Origin of the sequence: Barnesiella sp. B2-R-119 (assembly GCF_023656675.1) — a bacterium.
GTDB classification, from domain to species: domain Bacteria; phylum Bacteroidota; class Bacteroidia; order Bacteroidales; family Barnesiellaceae; genus Barnesiella; species Barnesiella intestinihominis.
In genome coordinates this window covers 1-22,731 of record NZ_JAMOKL010000006.1, presented here as the reverse complement: position 1 = coordinate 22,731, position 22,731 = coordinate 1, and the positions used below count along the sequence as shown (strand labels likewise).

Genomic DNA, 22,731 nt, shown 5'->3' with positions numbered 1-22,731 from the left:
TTATTGGTTGTCTACTTTGAATTTATATTTTCCTTGCGGCACACGCACGATACAGTTCCCGTCTTGTATCCTTTCGAACCGGACGTCTTTCGAGTCGCGTACCGATATCCCGCTTTCTGTCACTTCCGAGGTATTGCCTCCTACGGGTATGTATATGGTGGCTGTACTCCCTACGGGAACGGTCACGTTCATTTCCAGATTGCGGCCTGTCTGCCTGATTTCGGACACGACTTCGCCGTAAGGTGTCATGTGCGAGTAATAGACTTCGGGCAGCCGCTTGTCCAAGATGGGCTTTATGATGATATGTTCGTATGCGGGTCTTTCGGCATCGACATTGACTCCTGCAAGAATTCTGTAAAACCAAGTGAGTCCTCCTCCGAACATCGGATGGTTGCGGGAATCGGCTCCGTTCCATTTTTCCCAGGTGACGGTAGCTCCTTGTTTTATCCAGTTCCCGAAACTGGGAAAATCTTCCTGATTCATGGCGTTATAGGCGATGTCGTTGAGCCCGTTCAGCGCCAGTGTCTCGAAAAAGAATTGTGTACCGAATATCCCGGTATTGAGATGGTTGTCGTACTTGACCGAAATCTCGTGTTTCAAGGTCGCCACGACATCGTCGTAACGGTCGTCAGGGACACCTAATACCAATGCGAATATATTGCTGCCAAAATCTCCATAAGAGCGGGTTTCGGGATTGTAAAATTTCTTGTTGAAGGCTTTTTTTACATTGCCGGCCAATACCGAATAGTAACGGGCATCGTCCTGCAACCCCATCACCCGGGCGGCTTTTGCGGTAAAATCGGCACAACGCCAGAGATAGAACGTGTGCACGAGCTCGACAGAGGGTATGTCGAATGCGGGTGCCCAATCGCCCAGATTGAGCCAATAATTGGGTTGGGTCGCATTCAGATTGGCACGTTGTGCGAGCATGGTACTGTCGGGAGTAAGCCATGTCAGCATGTAGCGTATTTGCTCTTTCATGGCGAAATAGTTGTCTTCCAATATCTTCTTGTCTCCATAGTGCAGATAGAATTCCCAGGGCATGATATTCATGGCTGCGCCCCAGGGAACTCCTCCTCCGCAACCGGGTTGCCAGGGGGCTCCGTTGGGGACATAGCCGGTCTCTATATTCTGGGCATCTCTCATGTCTCGTATCCATTTCTGATAAAAAGCGGCAGCGTCGAAGTTGTGCATTACCGTAGTGCACACGACTTGCGCATCGCCTGTATAAGGTGCTCTCTCTCGGTGGGGACAGTCGCTGGCTATGCCCCCGTGCATATTGTCGAGCTGGCTTTGCCGCCAGATTTGGTTTATCTTGTTGAACAGCGGGTTCGAAGTCCTGAACTCTGCATCAATGGGAACATCGGTATTGACAGCTTCTGCCGTCATATTTTTTTCGGACAGGTCATGTACTCCCGATATGACGGCTTTGCGGAAGACGTACCATGTAAAACGGGGTGCATAGCTCTCCTTGCCTGTGCCCTTGAATATGTACCGGTATACTCCGAGGGGAGACTCGCAGATGTACTTGACATCGAGTGTATCGCCTTTGTTCCCTTTTATGTCCTTGAACCGTATCCAACCTGAAATTTCTTTGCCAAAGTCTACTTCGTAGGTACCGTTGTCCAGCTTTTTCAAGGATACGGGCTCCAGCACTTCGGTGATTTTATCGGTAGGTGCGGTGTTTGCCGTGAGTGTGCCGACAGGGGCATTCCGATAAACGGCCCGGCTCCAGTCTGCATCGTCGCAGCTCGTCGTGCACCAACCGTCAGTTTCTTTATTGGCATCGTAGACTTCTCCTGCGAAGACGTCATCGGCTACAATCGGAGACTCTTTTACTTTCCAGGTTTCGTCGGTGCATATCATTTCTTTGGTATTGTCGGCGTATGTGATTTCTATCTGGCAGAGCAGGCGGGGCGACCCGAAGGAGCATACCCAACCGGTGGTGCAATCGTAGAATCCGTTGCCCAATATCGCCCCGGCTACGTTGTCACCGCGACGGAGCATGTGCGTGATGTCATAAGCCAGATACATGACCCTGTAACCGCGAAATTTGTTGTCGATGGATATGCCATAGTGCTTTATGTCTTCGCGTACGGTGTAATTGGTAAAGTTGGGGACTAAATAGTCGTCTCCTACTTTCTCTCCGTTGATATACAGCTCAAAGTAGCCCAGCCCGGTGACGAAGGCTTTTGCAGAGGTTATTTTTCCTTTGGCCCGGAATGTCTTGCGAAACAGCGGTGCCGGGTATTGTCGCTGCTCGTACTTTACCGGGCTGAGTACTCTCCGGGGGGCTTCTCCCTGCCAGGGCACTCCTATCCACCGGGCTTTCCAGTCGGCGGGTTCCAACAGCCCCATGCCCCAATAAGCGGGCTCGCTCCAGTCTGAAGCCCGGTCTTTATCGTCCCAGACCATAACGCGCCACCAGTAGTCTCCCGCCGACTTCAAGGGGGCTCCTGCATAGTGCACCAGCCGCGACACGGAGGAGTTTTGCCGGCCGCTGTCCCACGCGTCGTAGTCTCCTTTTTGCAATTTTTCTTTCGAGGTGGACACGACTATGCGGTACGCCTGTTGCGAGCGTCCTCTCTCCTGCCCGGAAGATGCATGGTTTATCCAAGAGAGGCGCGGGGCACGGGTGTCTACCACTGCGGGATTTTCCATATATTCGCATCTCAGGTTACCGGGGCTTATTTTCCCCCATGCCATATTGCCAAAAACAAACAGCATCGCCCCCAGAGAGAAGAGGGCACGTCTGTCCGGCCGGCATCCGGCCCGTAATTTTTCTAATGTTCCTGCCATTGCTCAATTTTTAAAGGATATGGATATTTCTTTGTTTTCGGGTTTTATTCTAAATATTCGTCCCGAGGAGTCTTTGCAGTCTGCGAATGTTCCTTTCTTACAGGTTATTTTATAATCGAATGTTTTTTCCCGGGCATCGATACGCTTGTCATCTATTCGTGTAAAAGGCAATGCGGTACCCGGCACGACGGAGAGTTCCATGTACCATTCCATGCGGGTGTTGCCGGCCGATTCGATTTGCATACGGACTTTGTCTTCGTCAAAGGTCATGACAAAAGTTGCTCCGGGTATTTCCAGCGGCCATCTTACGTAAAGACGCTTTCCCTTGTGTGCTATTTCGGGTTCCCGGCCTGTCGCTTCAATCATCGTACCGTCTTGACGGGCACAGAAAAGCCGGAGGCCTGCCAACTTCTTGTCGGAGCTCCAGATATTCCCGTCGACAAAGGGCAAAGTGGTGTACAGGCAAGTAGATGTCGTACCGGGCTTGTCGATATAGTCGGAAGCAAATCTTTCATCGAAGAGGTGTATGTCCCTGAACCGGAATGTATTGCCTTCCCAAAAGAGATTGGCCCGGTAGTATTTGCTGTTGTACCATACGGTCTTTTTCCCGGTGTTTTTATAGTCGGTCAGTGCACTGATTGCCGAGGGTGCAGTGGTAGAATAGTTGTCTTTGTACCATCGTCCTGTCTCGGAGAGGGTCTGGATGCGTATCGTATTATCGTCCCGAAGGCGTGCGAGGAGGGGTATCTGTATCTCCAGGCCTTTTTTCATGGCTCCCCAAGTGAAGGAATTTTCTTGTCCTGCCTGGACGTACGACAATCCCATACCGGGGTCTTTGAACATGGAGTCGAAAAACCATTTTACCCAAGTTTCCGACCCTCCGGCACTGCCATATACCGGCTCCAAGGTAACTACTCCTTGATAGTTGCCGCCGATTCCCAAATCGTACTGGTATATGGGGTCGCTTCCCAGCATACGGAATACGGGTACGGGAATCTGCCCTTTCCGGGTCTGTGCCGGCATATATGCGTTTTTGCGGCTGGGGTAATATCCTCCCTGCCAGTATCCTCCCCAGAGGGTGTATCCGTCGGTTCCTATCTGGTCTCTACAATTGCAGGAAGCCTCGATATGGTATTTGTCGTACATATATGCCAGTGTATGGGCGTCTATAAACCATGAGCCTATGGCTGAGGGATATTTTCCGAATATTTCCTTGAATTTCGCCATATACACATCTACGAGTTTTTCGCGTTCTTCGGGGGTATATCCGGTGGCAAAGCCTACATCGGCATGCCAGTCCCACGGATACCGTCCGCGCCACTTGAGCCCGGCGGCTTCCACATGCGGCTGTGTGATTTCCCACCAGCCTCCTATTTCTGTTCCCGGCAGGGTTTCTTTTTTCAGCAGTTCCTGATATGAGGGCGATATAAGCGCATCGTATTGCAACAAATATGTGCCTTTGATACCGTACCGATTGAGGAGCTTTACCTGCTCGACAACGGTGCGGTAGAGCACTTCGTCGGTAATGGCGTCGATACGGGGTTCGGTCTGCCGTATAAAATTGATTACGTTGACTATTCTGGGAGCTGACGTGCTCTCCTGCTCTCCTGCTCGGATTCCTGCGGTGCAAACAGAAAGGGAGAGGGCGAGGATACATAGTCTTTTCAATGATTTTACCATAGTTGAAATATTAATGTTTTATGTGTGATTTACTGTAACAAGGGGTGGAGAACGGTCATTTATAGTAATAATCGAATGCGAATATGTAGACTCCGGCAGTCCACCCCATGAAGGCTCCGGGCATGGCATATTCGTCTTTCACATCGGTACTTCCGCTGACGGCATTGTACTTTTCCCAGAGGTTGCCGGTGCGCTTGTAGATATCGGCCATACTGTGCACGTACTTTCCGGCTATCCTGCGGGCGGCTTTCCTGTAACCGTAACTGTCGAGTCCTTTTATCGCGAGATAGTTGAGTGCCGCCCACCCGTTGGGATAGTCCCACTGGTATACTCTCCGGCGGTCTCCTTTTTCACAGGCTGCGACTCCATTGGCACACTCCAGCCGGGAGAGGTTGCGATATATGGCGCGGGCTTGTTTCTTGCCCGCCAATTTTGCAAACAGTGTACTGAACACGGCAGCCGAAAGTACAGGGGAACGGCGCCGGTTGACATAGTCGTAATCATAATACAGCCCGTCCCGGGGGTCAAGGCACATCTCGTCGAGCAAGGCCTTGCGCCGGGCTGCAAGCTTTTCCCAATTTTTTGCTCCCCGGAGCCCGAGTTCTTTATAGAAATACGCGAAGTTGCGCTCATAGGCGTATAGGTTGGCATTGAGGTCTACGGGATTGTGGTCTTCGCATCTGGAATCGAACCGGGGGTTGAAGTCCCAGCCCGACTCTGCTTCTGCAAGAAAATGGGAGGCTACGGCACATCGCTCCTCATCATCGGTATAGTGAGCGGGATTCAGCCCGAGCCTTCCGACAATGTAGTTGTAGAATGCCATCAATGATGCTTTGTCGGCATTGTTGGAATACCGGTTGAGCCCGCTGGGGGTCATGCGCCGGGTCATCCAGAAGCCGTATTCTTTTTCGAGAGCCTTGCATGCCCGGGCAAGCCAGGCTTTGTCCCGGGTCGCTTCGTATACCTCTCTTACCATCATACTTGCATACGGGGGCTGCGACCTGTTGAGCATCCCCTCGCAAGTGGCATTGGGCATGTATCCGAACCGCTCAATCATCGCCAGTATGTTATCTATGTTGTTTTTTGCTTGTCCTGTATTCCCGTCGAGCAAGAGCCCGACATTGGTGAAATATGTGTCCCAATAGAACATATTTTGAAAGCCGTTTACGATGCAGGGCACACTGAACGGATAGGGCAAGGCGAAGTTGCCTACTGTATCGGCCGTGCATACACGTACGGTCTTGGGCATGTCTCTGTCGATATACGCTTTCAGATTTTTTGCCTCGTCGGGAATTTGTGCCCGGCTGAAGGCAGCCCAAGCCATCGCCAATATGGTTATCGTCTTTTTCATTTTCGTATCGGTAAACCGGTATGTCATATTGTTATCTTATTTGTCCCATGTCATCGTGAGTTTCTGTAGCTCACGGGAATTGGGGCCTACCGAGATGTTGAACTTCCCGGCTTCCCAATCGTATTTCAAATCCTGATTATAGAACTTGAGCTGCCCGGTCGTAATGCGGAAAGTTACTGTCTTGGTCTCTCCCGGTGCAAAATCGACTTTCTGAAAGTCTTTCAATTCTATAACGGGTCTCGAAACAGATGCTTCGGGGTCTCCGATATAGAGTTGCACGACTTCTTTTCCGGTATATTTTCCGGTATTGGTAATGTCGATGCTCAGTGTTACGACATCGTCATCTCCCTTGGCCTTTTTCTTGTCCAAAACAGGTTTTCCATACGTGTACCGGTTATAACTCAACCCGTAACCGAACGGATAAAGGGGTTCATTGACGCAATCGACATATTTTGTCGTCGCCCAGAAGCCGGAATACGGACGTCCCGTCCTGAGGTGGTTGTAATATATGGGTATCTGCCCTATGTGGCGGGGAAATGTGGCTGTAATCTTTCCTGAGGGACATACTTTTCCCAATAATATGTCACACAGAGCTTCACCGGCCATAGTACCGCCGTGCCAGGCTTCTACAAGGGTGGAAAACTCGGCATCTTCCTCTGTAAGAATCAAAGGCCGGCCGCTGAATATGACGACAACGACGGGTTTTCCTGTTTTCTTGAGTTCGCGAAGCATCTTTTTCTGGCAGTCAGGCAGGGAGGGATTTACCCGGCTTTTGGCTTCTCCACTCCAAGAGGCAGGCTCTCCTACGGTTGCGATTATAAGGTCGGCATCGCTTGTCTCAGCAATGGCTCTGCGTATGAGCGAGTCGGTGGGTATGGAAAATTTTCCATTATATATACAATAGTCTTCGATATAATTGGCTCCTTGCGAGTAGGAGACTTCGCATTTCCCGGCCAGGGCTTCGCGGAGCGCTTCGTATGCCGAATGCATCTTGTCTTTAGAGTAGCCGTATGACCATGTACCGAGCAACTCGTCACGTACATTGCCCATAGGCCCTACAACGGCTATTTTACGGGGAGGGGTAATCGGCAGGAGCTGCTCGGAATTCTTGAGCAGGACAATAGACTCGGCAGCAAGCCTACGCGCGACATCGCGGTTTTGAGGTGATAGTACTTGTGATTGCCGTTGCTTGTTTTTCAGATACCTGAAAGGGTCTTCAAACAGTCCTAATTTGTATTTGGCTTCGAGCACTCTGCGGCAGGCGGCATCTATCCGGCTGAGGGGGACCCGTTTTTCTTCTACCGCTTTTTTGAGACAGAGTACATACAGGCTGGAACTCATGTCCATATCGAGCCCGGCGTTCATCGCCAGCTCGGTGATTCGTTGAGCGCCGCCCATTCCGTGTTCTGACATTTCGGCCAGCGAATTGGCATCGGATACCATGAATCCTTTGAATTTCCATTGGTCACGCAGCAAGTCGGTCAGGAGCCACTTGTTTCCTGTGGCCGGTACTCCGTTCACGACGTTGAAAGAGGTCATCCCACTACCCGCTCCCTCATCGAAGGCTGCCTTGTAGGGCGGCAGATAGTAGTTGTACATGGTTACGGGATCCATGCTCACGGTATTATAGTCGCGTCCGGCTTCGGATGCTCCGTACAAGGCAAAGTGCTTTACACATGCCAGGAGGGTATTGGGTTTGGAGAGGTCGTCACCCTGAAATCCCCTGACCATTGCCCGGCCTATGCGGGAGCCGAGGCAGGGGTCTTCTCCTGCACCTTCGGCAATACGCCCCCATCTCGGGTCGCGGCAGATGTCGACCATAGGCGCGAATGTCCAGTTGATACCGAATGCGGATGCTTCGTCGGCTGCGACCCGTGCGCTCTCTTCCAAGAGGGGCATGTTCCAGCTGCATGCACTGGCCAAGGGTATGGGGAAAATCGTATAATATCCGTGAACGACATCGAGCCCTGTAATCAAAGGTATCTTCATGCGCGAATTTTCTACGGCAAATTTTTGGGCGTCTTCGGCTGCTTTGGCATCGAACCCTCCGACCGAACTGACAAGCCCTTTTCTTATGGCTTCGTCGAGTCCTATGGCACTGCCGACCACTTTGGGGCTGCCGACTCCTCCCAAATTCAACTGCCCGATTTTTTCTTCCAGCGTCATCTTCTTCATCAATGATGTGATAAAGTCATCCATCTGCCTGTCGTCCGAGGATTTTTTTGCCTCCCCGTACGTCACTGCCAATAACAGGATAATAAGGATAGTATGTATTCGTTTCATTCCAATAAAAAATTTATTACAGACTTGTTTTCGCTTTATTTTCAAATAATGGCTTCTGCCGGGTGCCGGGGGATTATGGTGTTGTCCCCGGGCTTTATGGTTACATGGTCCGACAAAAGTAGTTGCATCGAAACAATGGGCTGCCATCTATATGTCTCATTTATTTGAATATTTGTTTCAGAATCGAATGGCGAATTTGTCTATACAAGGGTGGTACATTTTGCAATTTATCCAATCATCATTCTTATTATCAACATTTTATATTTTCAAAATTCTTATCAAAGTTTATTTCAAAATATTTTCCGACGAGCGGGCCGGCTAATATTTCACTTTTATCCAAGGGGCGTTTTCTGCAACCCACTTTTTGAGCTCAACCGGGATATCGGTGCACATATAGTCACATCCCAAGTACGCCCCGAGCATAAAGTCCTGTACCGACTTCCCCGGCCACAGGCTTACGATAATGCCTTCATCGTGTGCCCGCCGTACACTTGCGCGACTGGTACCGTCCATGGTCGCCCCGAGGCGTTTTATGCCGACAGTCTTACAGAGGTCTATGGTCTCGTCGTTGCAGGGCTTGGAAGTGATGAGCAACAGTTCTACTCCGGGGTAGCGCGATTGCAAATAGCGCAACGCCCGATAATCGCTCGACGTGAACACATAAAGGGCATCTGCGGGCTTCTCTGCCATGACTGCTTCATAGAGTTTGTCGCAATACTCCTCAAGACGACGGGAGGGATAGAGATGTTGCGGAGCGGTCTTCATCTCAAACTCGACATAGAGCCCCGGCTTGTCGTGCAGGAAGCGAAGCAGTTCATCGAGAAAGAGCACTTTGTTCCCTTGCCGGGTATGCAATTGCTCTATTTCTGCCCGAGTATGCTGCTCTACCACGCCTTTGCCGTCGGTGGTACGCTCCAGCGAACTGTCGTGCGTGATGACGAGTGCTCCGTCGCGGGTCATCCGCACATCGGTCTCGAATCCCCGGTATCCTGCCCGATAACTGGCTTCAAAGGCCCGGAGCGTGTTCTCGTCGTGTTCCAGGCGCCCTCCCCGGTGTGAAAAGAGCCGTATTTCCTGATTTTGGGCGAATGTCTGGGCGACGCATATAAGGTATGTCGCAAATAACAAGAGGTACGGTTTCATTTTTATATCCATATTACATATAGTGTGATAAATTCGTACAATTACTTCGTTCCGATAGCGGACACCATATTTCCATCACTTGCCGAAATGTTCGGTCAGGTACTCTTTCGGCGATATCCCGAAATGTTTCTTAAAGAGATTGGAAAAATGCGACTGGGTCCCGAAACCAGTCATCTCACTGATTTCTCCCAATGTATATTCCCGGGTCAATATAAGCTCGGCCGCGCGGTTGAGACGGTATGTCTTAAGCAAATCATTCGGAGTGGCTCCTGTAAGTGCTTTGATTTTCCGGTAGAAATTGGCACGGGAATAACCCAGCTCGCGGCTAAGGATATTGATGTTGATATCATCGTTGGGTATGTTGTCTTCTATGTATTTGTACAATTTGTCGAGAAATTTCCGGTCGAGCGGGCTGAGCTCGAGCCGTACGTCTTTCTCCGCCGGGACAGAGTCTTGTGCTCCACATGCCGAAATGAGAAGGACTTTGAGCTTGTCCTGCTTTGCCATCATCCTGTTGACTATGGAAATAAGCACACTCGGATTGAAGGGTTTGCTGAGGTACATATCGGCTCCCTGGTCATATCCTCTTATCTGCTCCTCGTCCATGACTTTGGCCGTAAGCAGGATTACGGGGATATGGCAAATGTCCTTGTTCTTCTTCACTTCACTGCATAGCTCATATCCGTCCATACGCGGCATCAATACATCGCTAATGATGATGTCGGGAACCGTCTCCACAGCCCTTTGCAACCCGTTGAGGCCGTCAAATGCCGTGGTTACATCGAACTTATCGCTGAACAGGCCGGCTATAAAGGCGTTCATATCGGGATTGTCTTCGATGATAAGTATCTTCCTGCGTTCGGCACCAGCCGCCTCTTCTTCTGCGGCATCGTCCGTAACGGGGATTGCAGGGAGGATATCACTGCCGGCTGCCTGTTCTGCTTCCTGCTTCATATCCATATCGTCGGATGCCCGTTCGTCTTCGCTATATGCACTCTCGCAAACGGGAATGACAACCGTAAAGGTCATCCCCCGGGAGACATTCCGTTCGGCACGTATTTTTCCCTTGTGGTTTTCGACCAAGTGATATACGTAGTTCAATCCTATGCCGAATCCTTTTATCTGCCCGTATTTCGAGGGTGTCACCAACCGGCTGAAACGCTTGAAGAGCCGTGTAAAATCATTTTTATCTATGCCTATGCCGTTATCGGTCACCCGGATTTCCATATACGTCCAATCGTTTCCGGTAGTTCTTTCCGGGTATTTTGTCAAGTCGAGCTTGACGATAATGCGACCGCTGTCGAGCGTATATTTGGTCGCATTCATCAGCAGATTGTTCATAATCTTATCCAGCTTATCGGCGTCGTATATGACCGTAAGACTGTCGTACGGGCAGTCGAATTCCACTATCTGATTTTTCTCTGCCGTATATATATTGTATAATTTAATAATATTTTCCAATTGGTGAACACAATCGTGCCGACTGACTTTCAGCGGAAGTGTTTCGTCCTTGACATGGCGAAACTTCAGTAACTGGTCGGTGAGATCGAGCAACCGGTCTACGTTGCCGGCTATAAAATCGAGATTCGACTCTACTTGCTGCTCGCTCAGAGTCCGATATTTGTCTTTCAACATCTTTACAGGGGCATAAATCAGAGTCAGGGGTGTCCTCAACTCGTGCGATATGTTGGTAAAAAAGTTTACTTTCATCTGGGACATTTTGTGTTCCTGCTCAATTTTTGCCTCGATAAGGGTATATTTTTCTTTGGCAAGCTTGAGACGGACATATAGTTTACTGAACAGGAAAACAAGCAATACCGCCAATACCGCATATACGGATAGCGCGAGAGGATGCAACCAGGGTGCGGGACTGACTTCGACGTCGAGCAGCTTTCTGGGCTCACCCCAGGCCCCGTTACGATTTTTTGCCTTGACCAGGAAGGTATAACTGCCTGCCGGCAGGTTGGCGTAGGTAGCCCGGTTGTATTTGCCTATATAGTTCCATGTGTGGTCGAAACCTTCGAGCATATAGGCGTATTCGAGAAACGACAGACAGTCATAAGCAATGCCCGAAAACTCGAAACTGACAACATTCTCGTCATGGTCGAGTTTGAGGTTCCTTATCAAGGATATATCCCTGTCGATGACTCCGCCGTCTTCGGGTACCACGCTGTTGCCGAAAAGCTTGAAGTCGGTAAGATATATGGGAATGTCTTGGCGGACAGGCTCCACGTTATCGGGGAAGACTTCTTCGAGTCCTGTGTTCCCGCCGAAATAGATATGTCCCCGGCTGTCCTTGAACGTACATTTTTCATGGTACTGGTTGCCTCCGATACCGTCTTGCTGGAGATAGACGTTGATGGTATCGGCCGGTGATATGCGGTATATGCCGTAAGAAGAACTTGCCCATACATTATCGTGCGCGTCGCACTCGATGCCTACCATGTCATTGCGCTGGAGCGGGTCGTACTGCTTCAGCGTCTTCTTTTTCAAGTCGTATTTCATAAGGCCGTTGCCGTAAGTGCCGATCCACAGGTTGCCTTTAGCGTCGAGCCTGAGTTCTACGGCATTGCTCCAAAGCTTCCGGCACTTGGCATCGAGAGCACTGGCTACCAGCGAATTGGCATCGATGACGTAGATATTGTCCATGTATGCCGAAAAGAGCATCTTGTCATCGGAAAGGGGTATGATTTTGGTGATGTTGTTGCTGTTGGAAACGGCCGATGTGATATGTTGCTTGAGAATAAGATCGTCGTCGTAGATATATAATCCGTTTTCGGACGAGCCCGCCCATATCCTGCGGTTAGCGTCTTCGGCTATGGTAACCACATTTCCGGTTCCGGAACAGGTTTTTACCAAAGAGAGTTGCCCGTCCCGGCCAATGTTGCAGACTATAAGCAAATTTCCATACCCGACCCATAACCGGTTGCGGGTATCACAGTATATTTCCTGCACAAAGTTGCTGTTGAACACCGACAGCCAGGGGGTCGTGGAGGCGTCGTACCAGACCACTTTCCCGGTGGCGGTATTGTAATATGCCAGGCCGTCATAGCGGGTTCCTATCCACATATTTCCATACCGGTCGGCGGTAATACGGGTGACAAACCGGTTTCTGAACAGGTTTACTATGGCTTTGTTTTCATTAAATATCTTTTTCTTGTTCGAAAGCATGAAATGCCCCCGGTCGAAAGTCCCGAACCACACGTTTTTTTCCTTATCGACAAATGCCGTATTGATATCGACAGAGGGTATATCGGCAAACTCGTCGTTGTTGTACCGGCTTATCACATCGCGGGTTTCCATGTCGTACACAAGCGCACCTTTGTTTCTTGTGCTTATCAGCAACTTACGGCCTCCGTCGACGGGCAACATCTGATTGATACGCAAATCGTCGAGCGCATGAGGGAAATCGCCGTCGCTGATTTCGAGGCTATGCAAATCGAGGAGCTTGATGCCGTTTTCGGTACCCAAAAGTATCTTTTCACGGTCACTGACCATACAGTTTACAACATCGTCCCGTCCTACGACGATTTTGGAAATCAGGCTCAACGAGCGGTCGAGCTTTATCAGCTCTGCCCCATTGGTGAGCCACAAGTTGCCGTGACTGTCGGTAACGGCTCCATATATGACCTGCCTATCGACTTCGATGCGCGGTATAAGCGTCTTGTTTTTTTCATCTATCTCGTACAGCCCGTTATAGCCGTATGTATATATTCTCCCGGCATACTGCACAAATCCGAGAAAAAAACTTTCCATACCGGTCGAGGTACTCTGCGAGTATCGGTGAAACTCGTACTTCCCCCGCGCCATCGAACAGATACCCTTCCCGGTAGATATCCACAGCTTGGAGGCGTCGTCGACATAAAGGCCTGTAATGAGATTGGAGGGTATGGAGTGTTCGTCGGCTTCGTCATAGAAGAATACATCATAGCTTTCGCCGAAGCTCTTACAAAGTCCGTTTGCCGTAGCTATCCATATATATCCCAAGCTGTCTTGGGCAAAGGCATTGACCCGAAGGTTTGACAAATCGGTGCGATGCAACGGCTGTGAAAGGACATCGGAGAGTGCCGACAAAATAAAAACACAACATAGCGATATCGTCAGTATTTGTTGTCTCATAGAGGTTTCATGGATATTAAAAAAAATAAACAGGTGTGATAAATCACTGTGTAAATTTATCTCAAAATATCGTATATTTCAAAACAAATTTGTACGATTTCCCTATTTTGAGACTTATATAATAACTTTTGAGACAAAACACGAGACCTTGAAGACAAATATCACACAAATCGGGATAAATGAAAAACTGATACGGCCGTAAATTGCGTAACATTGTAAATCAAAAAAAATCAACTTTATCAAACAATAATTTTACGTAATGGTGAAACCTCATTTATTTATAGTGTTTTCTCTCTTATGCTTGTTTGCGCTCAGCTCCCAAGCGAAAGTCACGCATACAACCGTACCTCCGGCCAGAATCGTCTGGATGTCGGATAATACCGGGAAATTCGTCTCCAATCCCAATCACCTGTTGGGGACATTCAGCGGACAGTTATCGGTATCTGATACTTCGTATGCAACCCTGATGAGCTCCGACACGCATCAGGCCTCCATTTTACTGGATTTCGGCAAGGAAATGTATGGAAGGATAAAAATATTTTCGGCTATCCGGGAATGTAAAGTTCCCGTCAGATTGAGAATACGCCTGGGCGAGTCGGTCACGGAGGCCATGAGCGACGTGAATATGCCGGATAACCCTCAAAATCCGACCAACGAGCATTCGTTGCGTGATTTTACGGTTTCGGCTCCGTGGCTGGGCTCTTTCCAATGCGGGAACAGCGGCTTCAGGTTTGCCAGGATAGACTTGCTCGATAAGGATATAAAATATAACTTGCGCCATGTATCGGCTGTCTCGCTGATAAGGGACATCGAGGACAAGGGGTCGTTCTGCTCTGATAATGAACGGATAAACCAAATATGGCAAACAGGTGCTTATACCGTAAAACTGAACATGCAGGAGTACCTCTGGGACGGGATAAAGCGCGACCGGCTCGTATGGGTGGGCGACATGCATCCGGAGGTGATGACGATAAACAATGTATTCGGGGAACAAGAGGTGGTGTACAAGAGTCTCGACTTTGCCCGCGACGATACGCCTTTTCCGGGCTGGATGAACGGGATGTGCTCCTATTCGTTGTGGTGGATAATCATACAGAAGGACTTGTATATGTACCAGGGCAACCTCGATTACTTAAAAAGCCAGCGCGACTATTTGCTCCGTCTCGTCAAGCAGATCGACGAGAGGATTGACGAGAACGGGGTGGAACGGCTCGACGGAATACGCTTTCTCGACTGGCCGACATCGGAAAACCAGAATGTGATACACAGCGGACTGCAATCGCTCTCTTTCATGGCGATGAAAGCGGCTGTACAAATCGGGGAGTATATCGGTGACAGGGATATGATAAGAATGGCATCGAGCTGCCTCGAACGGATGAAGGGGGTGGCCGTGGATGCTCATGATAACAGCCAGGCGGCAGCGTTGAATATCATATCGGGGTTGAGCACAGACCCGGAGAAGGATTGTGAAACGATATTGAAAAACGGCCTTGACGGTTTCTCAACGTTTTACGGGTATTATATGCTGGAGGCTCTTGCCATGCTGGGCAAATATGATGAGGCTCTCGACTTCATCTCTACGTATTGGGGAGCGATGCTGGACTTGGGGGCGACTACTTTCTGGGAAGATTTGAAATATGCCGACGTAGCCAATGCGGCACGCATCGACGAGATAGTGCCGCCGGGCAAGCATGACATACATGCAGGCGGGGGTGCTTATTGTTATAAGGGGTTGAGGCTGAGCCTTTGCCATGGATGGGCATCGGGCCCTACATCCTGGCTTACCCGGCATGTGCTCGGCATCGTCCCGATAGAACCGGGATGCCGTGTCCTGCAGGTGAAACCCAACCTCGGCCCGCTACAGTCAGTCAAAGGGACTTTTCCCACTCCTTACGGTATCGTAACGGTAAGTTGCACGAAAAACGGCCGGGGAAAAGTCGTATGTGACATACAGGCTCCGAAAGGGGTAAAGATAGTTAGGTGAAACAACATAAAAGAAATATAAGGGATATATTATCATGAAATCGATGAATTTAAAATCGTCTTTGGTCGCAGCAGCCTTGTTGTTGCTTACGGTACAAGTACCGGCTGCCACGGCTACCGACAGTTACCAGGATATGCGCAAGGTGTTTGCCTCGCCCCAAGATGTACAAACCAGTTGCTACTGGTATTGGATATCGGGCAATATAAGTAAAGAGGGTGTCATCAATGATTTGAAATCGATGAAAAAGGCGGGTATCAACCGGGCTTTTATCGGATTCCAGGGTATTGCAGAAATGCCGCACGGCCCTGTGTATATGCAGAGCGACGAGTGGTATGACATCGTACACGCTGCTTTGAAAACGGCTACTGAAGAGAATATCGAAATCGGCATTTTCAACGGCCCCGGATGGAGCCAGGCCGGAGGGCCGTGGGTAGACCCGAAACAGTCGATGCGTTACTTGGCTTCACAACATGCTCTGGTAACGGGCGGAGGCGAAAGGGATATCGTATTCCCCCACCCCGACAACTTCCTGCAGAATGTAAAAGTGCTTGCTTTCAAACGTAACAACATCGCTCCTGATATAAGGGCGACGGTAGATCATATTACGACAGAGGGCGTGACGGATGTCGCCCGGATGTTCGACGGGGACTTGAATACTACAGGCGGATTTGAACGCGATAAGGCCAGCATTACGGTAAGGCCGTCGAAGAAGGATTTTACACTCCGCTCTATCCGGATAGAGAGCGCTACGCCTATCAGGGCTTACTTTTCCGTAAAGGTGAAACGCAACGGGGCTTTCGAAGAGGTTTGTTCTTTCGGGGCCGACCGCACAGTTCTAAAGAACGAAGTGGGATATGACGGGCTGGCTCCTACGGCTGTGGCTGTACCCGAAACGCGCGGCGAGGAATTCATGGTAGAGATGAATATCAATGCCAACTGCAAAATAAAGGAATTCAAATTGTCCGAAACTCCTATCGTAGACCGCTATGCAGACAAGATACTGAGCAAAATGCACCAGACTCCCCAGCCGATGTGGCATGACTATAAATGGGACAACCGGGTTTCTTATGCACCGGATGCCGTAGTTTCGGAAAGGGATATTATCGACATCACCGACCACATCGATGCCGACCGGGTTGTCTGGAATGTCCCGGAGGGTGATTGGGAAATCGTACGTACTTACATGGCTCCTACGGGCATATGTAATGCCCCTGCCATAAAAGGCGACGGGGAAGGCCCTGAGGTAGACCGCTGGAACCGGGAGAACTTGAAACACCACTACGACAGTTTTATAGGCGAGATACTCAGACGGGTTCCGGAAAATGACCGGAAGACCTGGAAAATGATTGTATGTGACAGTTATGAGAAAGCTACGCAAAATTATGGAGACGACTTTATCGACTATTTCAAATCGCATTTCGGATATGACCCCACTCCTTACCTTCTCACCTTTGACGGCATTGTGGTAGGCAGTACCGACAAGTCGGACCGCTTCTTATGGGACTTGCGCCGCATGATTGCCGACCGCCTGGCCTATGACCATATAGGCGGTATGCGGGAGCTTGCCCACAAAGACGGGTTCGGTATATGGCTGGAGCCATACGGGCATTGGGGGTTTCCCGGTGAATTTTTGCAGTACGGCGGCCAGTCGGACGAAGTGGCGGGCGAGTTCTGGAGCGAAGGCTCGCTGGGCGACATAGAGAACCGCGCGGCGTCATCGGCGGCTCACATATACGGAAAAGGCAAAGTATCGTCCGAATCGTTCACGTGCGGCGGGCCGGAGTTTGCCCGCAGTCCCCGCCATATGAAACAGCGGGGCGACAAGTTCTTTACAGAGGGTATCAATAATACTCTACTTCACTTGTATGTCTCCCAACCCGATGAGACCTCTTTTCCGGGACTGAATTGCTGGTTCGGGAACGAATTTAACCGTAAAAATACTTGGTACAGCCATATAGACTTGTTTACCGACTATCTGAAGCGTTGCAATTATTTGCTGCAACAGGGGAATTACGTGGCCGATGTGGCTTATTACATCGGAGAGGATGTCCCTGTAATGACGGGTATTACCGAACCGGCTCTGCCTAAGGGATTCCAATATGACTTCATAAATGCCGAGGTCATCGAGAATTATCTTTCTGCCAATGAGGAGCATATATTGTCTTTGCCTCATGGCACCCGATATAAATTGCTTGTTTTACCGCCGAGCAAAACCATGCGCCCGGGGGTCATCAGAAAAATAAAACGGCTTCTCGAAGAGGGTGCCATCATTCTGGGCCCCAAACCGGAAAGGTCGCCGAGCCTCCAAGACTATATGGAGGCGGATGCCGAAGTGAAAGCTATTGCCGACGAATTGTGGGGCAACAGCAACTCTCAAACGATACGCCGCATAGGTAAAGGATGGTTGTTTGCCGGATACAGCATAGAAGATATATTCGGTATGATGGGATATATGCCGGACTTCCGGATATCTATCGACAGTGACGTGAAATATGCCCATACGACACAGCGTGACCGGGATATTTATTTTGTGAGCAACCAGACCGAAAAGGACATTGAATTTACGGCTCAATTCCGCATCGGAGGGAAAGTTCCTGAATTATGGAGCCCGATGGACGGTTCGGTACGTACCCTCAAATCGTTTGTAAACGTGGGGAATGTAACTCATATCCCGATGAGACTGCATCCCAACGAAAGCGCTTTTATCGTATTTGACAAAGATATATCGGGTGAGCCCCAAGTGTTGGACATGGCTCTCAACTATCCGGAAACAAAGGTGTTGTCCGTGATAAACGACGACTGGAGCCTGACTTTGAAATCGATGGTCAACGACGGGAAGAAACTGAAACCGGAGGCTTTGAAAGATTTGTCGACGATGGATGATGACTATGTGAAGTATTTCTCGGGTACGGCTGTATATACAAACTCATTCAAAATAAAGGAGATTCCTGCCGGCAAAAGGGTAATTCTCGACTTGGGAGAGGTATACGAAATGGCTAAAGTGAAGGTGAATGGAAAGTATGCGGGCGGTGTATGGACGGCTCCTTATACTCTGGATATCACCGATGTCTTGAAACGGGGCAAGAACTCGATAGAAATCTCAGTGGTAAACAACTGGGTAAATCGTCTGGTGGGGGATTCCAGAGTACCGGAAGAGAAGCGAAAAACATCGTATGTATGCCGTACTTACCGGCCTAAATCTCCGCTTCAAAAGTCGGGATTGACGGGCCCGGTCAGAATCCTGACCGAATAGTTACGTCCGGCTAAAAATACTTTTTGTGACGCAGAGGCGCAGCGTAGATGCATCGGCTTATTTTATCTTACGCTGCGTTTCTTGTTGTCATATAATGACTTACCTCATCTGCCGCCCCCGAATTTTTCCGACGCATTAAAAGGTGCAAAAAAACTCATCCTGCCACACATTGCATCGGGAAGGGGTTACGGATGACGAATACCGTCCCTACGAGGGTTGCAACGCCACACAGATGGCCTTCATTGCAGACAGCATAGCGACAATCTGCAACATATCCTATCAATGGAAGGCATTCGGCAATTACCGGCATCTGTCCAGTCTTCGGCAGTTGTCAGGCACAAAAGACCGCAAAGGCTCCAAGACGGAAAAGAAGGACATCTCATTATAGACTTGTTCAAAAAAACGCCGAAGCCGACAACATTCTGTTGGGTTCTCCCATTTATTCCGCTGATGTTCCATCTACATTAAAAGCTGTCATTGAATGTGCCAGTGTAGTAAGCGACTCCAATCCGGGCATGTTCCGTCACAAGGTTTGCGGAACAGTTGCCGTAGCAGGGCGTGGCGGAGCCATGAATGTCATCGACACTCTCCACCATTTCTTACTGAATAAAAAAATATCGGGTAGGCTCTACTTATTGGGACATCACCTACGGCCTGTCTATTAAAGGAAAACAAGCCAGTAAATCAGCCACCTTTTCATTGAAGTTGTTATTCGGAGAAACGGATGCGAGGAAGTATCTTCCATGAGCATACCACGTGTCTTTAATATCTGAATAATCTGTTTCGGTGAGGAATACGGTTTGATGAAATTCGTTTTCATACAGGTATAATAAAAAAACGACCCGCCGATTTGAGCATCGTTGAGAGGCTTGGCAGGTTCTAATGTTGTAAAGGCAACAAATCTTTTTTAAGTACCCAAATATTCGATAACTTTGTTTTCAAAACTGCATTATGAATATTTGTAAAAACATTGACGGTTGTTCAACCTTATTCTTTTTGAAATACAAACAATGATACTAAAATGGTACTAAACAGTATATATACTCTTTTGTCTATCACATAAAATACATAAAAAAATACACAAATTGTAGCCTACCACGACGATTTTGGTATAGGAATCGTCAACACGATTGAGGGAATTGGCCTCTTGCTGCCGTTTCTCTTCATTGTCCACGGTAAGAGATTTGTTTTCGGGCTATTATTTCTGACAGGGCTTTCATCTGGTAAAAATTTCATACGTATCTAACGTTTCGTCTAAACCTATTATCCCTTTGGGGGCTTCATATCTCCAACTATATCCGTATTTCGTATCGAGATAGTCAAAAATTATCCGGTTTTTCCTAACTTCGTGGAAATAGCCTATAGCCGTCATTCGTTGCGATTTGTCTTGCAAACTTTCTTTTGTGTAAAACGACCCTCGAATCCCGTATTTAGTCCAAAATGTCCTTTTCAGCACCTCACATATTTCCTTCTCCGGAAGTATCAAGGACAGTTGCGGGGTAGAAATACTGAGATTTGATAATGTGATTTTCAAATCTACATCGTTGTCAATGAATAGTGCTGTATCTACAGGCTCAAGACCGATATATGAAAAGGTCAGATGATATTTCCCCCTTCGCAGGCTATCTATTCTAAAATATCCTTCTGCATCTGCCAACCAGCCTCGTTTTGGTATTTCTTTGACCCGGATATATGTGCCACCGCCTAAAGGGGAAGTTGTTGTATGGTCAGGAACTATGTGTTCTTCTACAAATGTTTTTCCTATTATGGAAAAATATTCCTTTTGTGCAGATGCTGTAAAGGTAAGGCATAAGAAACCGGATAGAATAATCTTCTTCATAAATCATGTCCCAAATCATAAATCATATACAAATACTGAAAGTCCCGGTGCAGGCTTATCGGAGGCTGGTCGTCAGTCTAACACGTGCTCGGGCATGTCATTTGTCCTTGCAACAAAGTAATATACTGTATTCGTTTCGGTATCTGTGGCATTCATCCCGACGGGGGATATTTCTTTTGTCGCCGGACTCTCAACGGGGGCATGCCAATCCCAGCCTAATAATCCTTTTATGGCATAAAACATGGCTTGGTCTGTACCCGACAAGTTGTATTTATATGTTTTTTTGCCTTCAAAGTCTTCATGATAGGTCAGTTCCATATATGGGATATTGCTCTCTACAAAGAACTTATAGCTGCCTGTATGTCTTAATGTCATCTCTTTATCATACAGATAGAAGTCTTTATCTTCATTGTTGATTAAGAAAAACTCATCCTCTTGCCGGTAGGGTGGTTTTATCGGATTGGCAACAGCCAGATTCAGGTAACTGTCTACAATCTTGATTTTCAAGTCGACAGTTTCGTTTGCAACTTTGTCCCGAACTTTGATTGTCGTTTCTCCTTTTTGTTTCGGATGTATTTCCAAATTACCCATATCAGCAGGGCTTGATAAATCTACGGTAACTTCCAATATGGAGGGATTTTCTATCTCGACAGCATAGTCTCTATTTCCTCCTCGTATCATGATGTCTTTCGCTCCGACCAAAGGTCGCTCGTAATAGTCTTTTTCAAATGACAAATGATGTATTTCCGTGGTTTCGTTATCATCGTCATTACAGCCCATAAAACATCGTCATTACAGCCCATAAAACTGAGTGTGTATATCAATAGCAAGAAGGTTTTCCCCAAAAATTTTGTTTTCATTGTATTCTTTGACTTATAATTCTGCACTTATGTATATTTTTCCGAATATCTTTCGTGATTGCAAATTTAGAAATTCTCAGGAAAAAGATACAATAATTTCGGATTGAGATGAAAAATCTATGACGTTGTCATAACCTAATCTGTTTTCTGTTACAAAATTATTCTTTTTATGCGTAACTGTCAGATTTGAGTCTTGACTAATTCAAGTTATTTTCTGTCAAATCCTTTTCTATAAACTCCAAACCATAACACTCTTTTTCCAATGTAGTTTCAATGTTTCTATCCAACCTAAAATACTGACATCCGGTGTGCATTGTTTCAAGTGGATTTCTTGGAGTTCCTTTTCTTTTATACCTTATGCAGATATTTTCGTGACAGATGCCATTCACCTCCCTTAAATAGTAACAGATTTCACAAAGGCACAATACTTTTTTCTTGTTATAACAACGCAATACCGCATATTGTCTCATCACTTTATAGTTTTCTGTACCTTTGGATATAATTATCTCATATATTGCACTTTTTTTCTTTGTACTCATGCAACTTTCTGTACTCAAATAATATTTACCACTGGAAAACAATCTAAATTTCAATACTTTACGATTTACATTCTCCCAGGATGTGGTCTTCAAATCTTTATGTCCAAAATTGAAAAATCTGACACATTCTCCACGTAAAGGTTTATCATACAATTCAAAAACATCATTTTCACATCTTACGGCTACTTCTATTGTCCTATTTTTTAGATTCCCCGGTTCTATACGGCATGTCTCCGCATCTATGACTATTACTATTGCCGTTTTCAAATCCTCACCCCGTTTCAAGACTATGTCATAAGAAAATTGCTCATTAGGGAATTTATATTCTATTTCACACGAATCATATCCATGCGCTTTCAAGTCATAAGGTATTGGAATTGCAACGGAACAACAGTTTTCATTAAAGAGCAAACACTGATGCCCTTTTTCGCATAAGTGCCGTTGGGGTATATATACATCGAACTTATGTTGAGTGTTGAATCTTCTACATAACACCTTTTTTGCAGCTTCATGCAAATAAAAGTCATCCTCACATGGTATGTTTTCATCCAAATGTAAAAATGAATAATTTCCCCTATCATCCACATCTACAAATACTTCTTTACCACAAGCTATGCAAAAGTAAGTATGCTTATTTGCATCAATCTCATCAAGATTGTACAAATTCACTATTGTATTTTGCTCATCAATGGCAATATGGCGAAGCATTCTTTGCCCCAAGTTGTAACCATTACCAAAGTTGTAATACTGGACGTAGTTAACTCGTTGGTTGAATTAGATTTATAAATAATCACAAATGAAAAAGTTGCACAAATCGCAGATAATTAGTAAATTAGTGGCAGCTACACCGTTAACTACTATCAGTCTGCTTATGCGCAAC

The 22,731-nt window shown here is 47.6% G+C and carries 13 protein-coding genes; 4 read left to right on the top strand and 9 right to left on the bottom strand.

The annotated features are described in order from the left end of the window. From NBH06_RS11205 to NBH06_RS11180, 6 genes are all read right to left on the bottom strand, one after another. On the bottom strand, positions 1–2,799 hold the full coding sequence (locus tag NBH06_RS11205) for an alpha-L-rhamnosidase-related protein (protein WP_250794373.1): 2,799 nt from the start codon (positions 2,797–2,799) through the stop codon (positions 1–3). Between the two features lie 3 nt (positions 2,800–2,802). Beyond that, positions 2,803–4,479: a hypothetical protein gene (locus NBH06_RS11200; protein WP_055096200.1), complete on the bottom strand. Its 1,677-nt coding sequence runs from the start codon at positions 4,477–4,479 to the stop codon at positions 2,803–2,805. 55 nt (positions 4,480–4,534) lie between these two features. Continuing rightward, positions 4,535–5,857, bottom strand: a complete 1,323-nt coding sequence (locus NBH06_RS11195; RefSeq protein ID WP_200755386.1) for a trehalase family glycosidase — start codon at positions 5,855–5,857, stop codon at positions 4,535–4,537. 9 nt (positions 5,858–5,866) lie between these two features. Then, positions 5,867–8,113, bottom strand: coding sequence for a beta-glucosidase BglX (gene bglX, locus NBH06_RS11190; RefSeq protein WP_250794371.1), 2,247 nt, complete (start codon positions 8,111–8,113; stop codon positions 5,867–5,869). Positions 8,114–8,431: 318 nt separating this feature from the next. Beyond that, positions 8,432–9,268: a glycerophosphodiester phosphodiesterase gene (locus NBH06_RS11185; protein WP_246469156.1), complete on the bottom strand. Its 837-nt coding sequence runs from the start codon at positions 9,266–9,268 to the stop codon at positions 8,432–8,434. Between the two features lie 63 nt (positions 9,269–9,331). After that, a complete protein-coding gene (locus NBH06_RS11180; RefSeq protein ID WP_250794369.1) occupies positions 9,332–13,375 on the bottom strand; it encodes a hybrid sensor histidine kinase/response regulator transcription factor in 4,044 nt (1,347 codons plus the stop codon). A 259-nt stretch (positions 13,376–13,634) separates the two neighbouring features. Here NBH06_RS11180 and NBH06_RS11175 point away from each other — a divergent pair, with 259 nt between their 5' ends. The 4 genes from NBH06_RS11175 to NBH06_RS11160 all read left to right on the top strand — a co-directional run bounded on the left by NBH06_RS11175 (position 13,635) and on the right by NBH06_RS11160 (position 19,277). Continuing rightward, the gene (locus NBH06_RS11175) at positions 13,635–15,359 is read left to right on the top strand and encodes an alpha-L-rhamnosidase-related protein (protein ID WP_250794367.1); all 1,725 of its coding nucleotides are present in this window, start codon (positions 13,635–13,637) and stop codon (positions 15,357–15,359) included. A 43-nt stretch (positions 15,360–15,402) separates the two neighbouring features. Further along, positions 15,403–18,612 (top strand): glycosyl hydrolase, encoded by a 3,210-nt coding sequence (locus NBH06_RS11170; protein ID WP_250794365.1) that lies wholly within the window; start codon positions 15,403–15,405, stop codon positions 18,610–18,612. Positions 18,613–18,754: 142 nt separating this feature from the next. Next, positions 18,755–19,000 (top strand): hypothetical protein, encoded by a 246-nt coding sequence (locus tag NBH06_RS11165; RefSeq protein WP_250794363.1) that lies wholly within the window; start codon positions 18,755–18,757, stop codon positions 18,998–19,000. 37 nt (positions 19,001–19,037) lie between these two features. Next, positions 19,038–19,277 carry an NAD(P)H-dependent oxidoreductase gene (locus NBH06_RS11160; protein ID WP_200755380.1) on the top strand — a complete coding sequence of 80 codons (240 nt, stop codon included), beginning with the start codon at positions 19,038–19,040 and terminating at the stop codon, positions 19,275–19,277. 551 nt (positions 19,278–19,828) lie between these two features. On the opposite strand, the gene NBH06_RS11155 is transcribed toward NBH06_RS11160, so the two are convergent. The 3 genes from NBH06_RS11155 to NBH06_RS11145 all read right to left on the bottom strand — a co-directional run bounded on the left by NBH06_RS11155 (position 19,829) and on the right by NBH06_RS11145 (position 22,559). Next, positions 19,829–20,452, bottom strand: coding sequence for a peptidase associated/transthyretin-like domain-containing protein (locus NBH06_RS11155; protein ID WP_250794362.1), 624 nt, complete (start codon positions 20,450–20,452; stop codon positions 19,829–19,831). 72 nt (positions 20,453–20,524) lie between these two features. Then, positions 20,525–21,232, bottom strand: a complete 708-nt coding sequence (locus tag NBH06_RS11150) for a hypothetical protein (RefSeq protein ID WP_250794360.1) — start codon at positions 21,230–21,232, stop codon at positions 20,525–20,527. Positions 21,233–21,509: 277 nt separating this feature from the next. Continuing rightward, positions 21,510–22,559: a hypothetical protein gene (locus tag NBH06_RS11145; RefSeq protein WP_250794358.1), complete on the bottom strand. Its 1,050-nt coding sequence runs from the start codon at positions 22,557–22,559 to the stop codon at positions 21,510–21,512. Between the last annotated feature and the right edge of the window lie 172 nt (positions 22,560–22,731).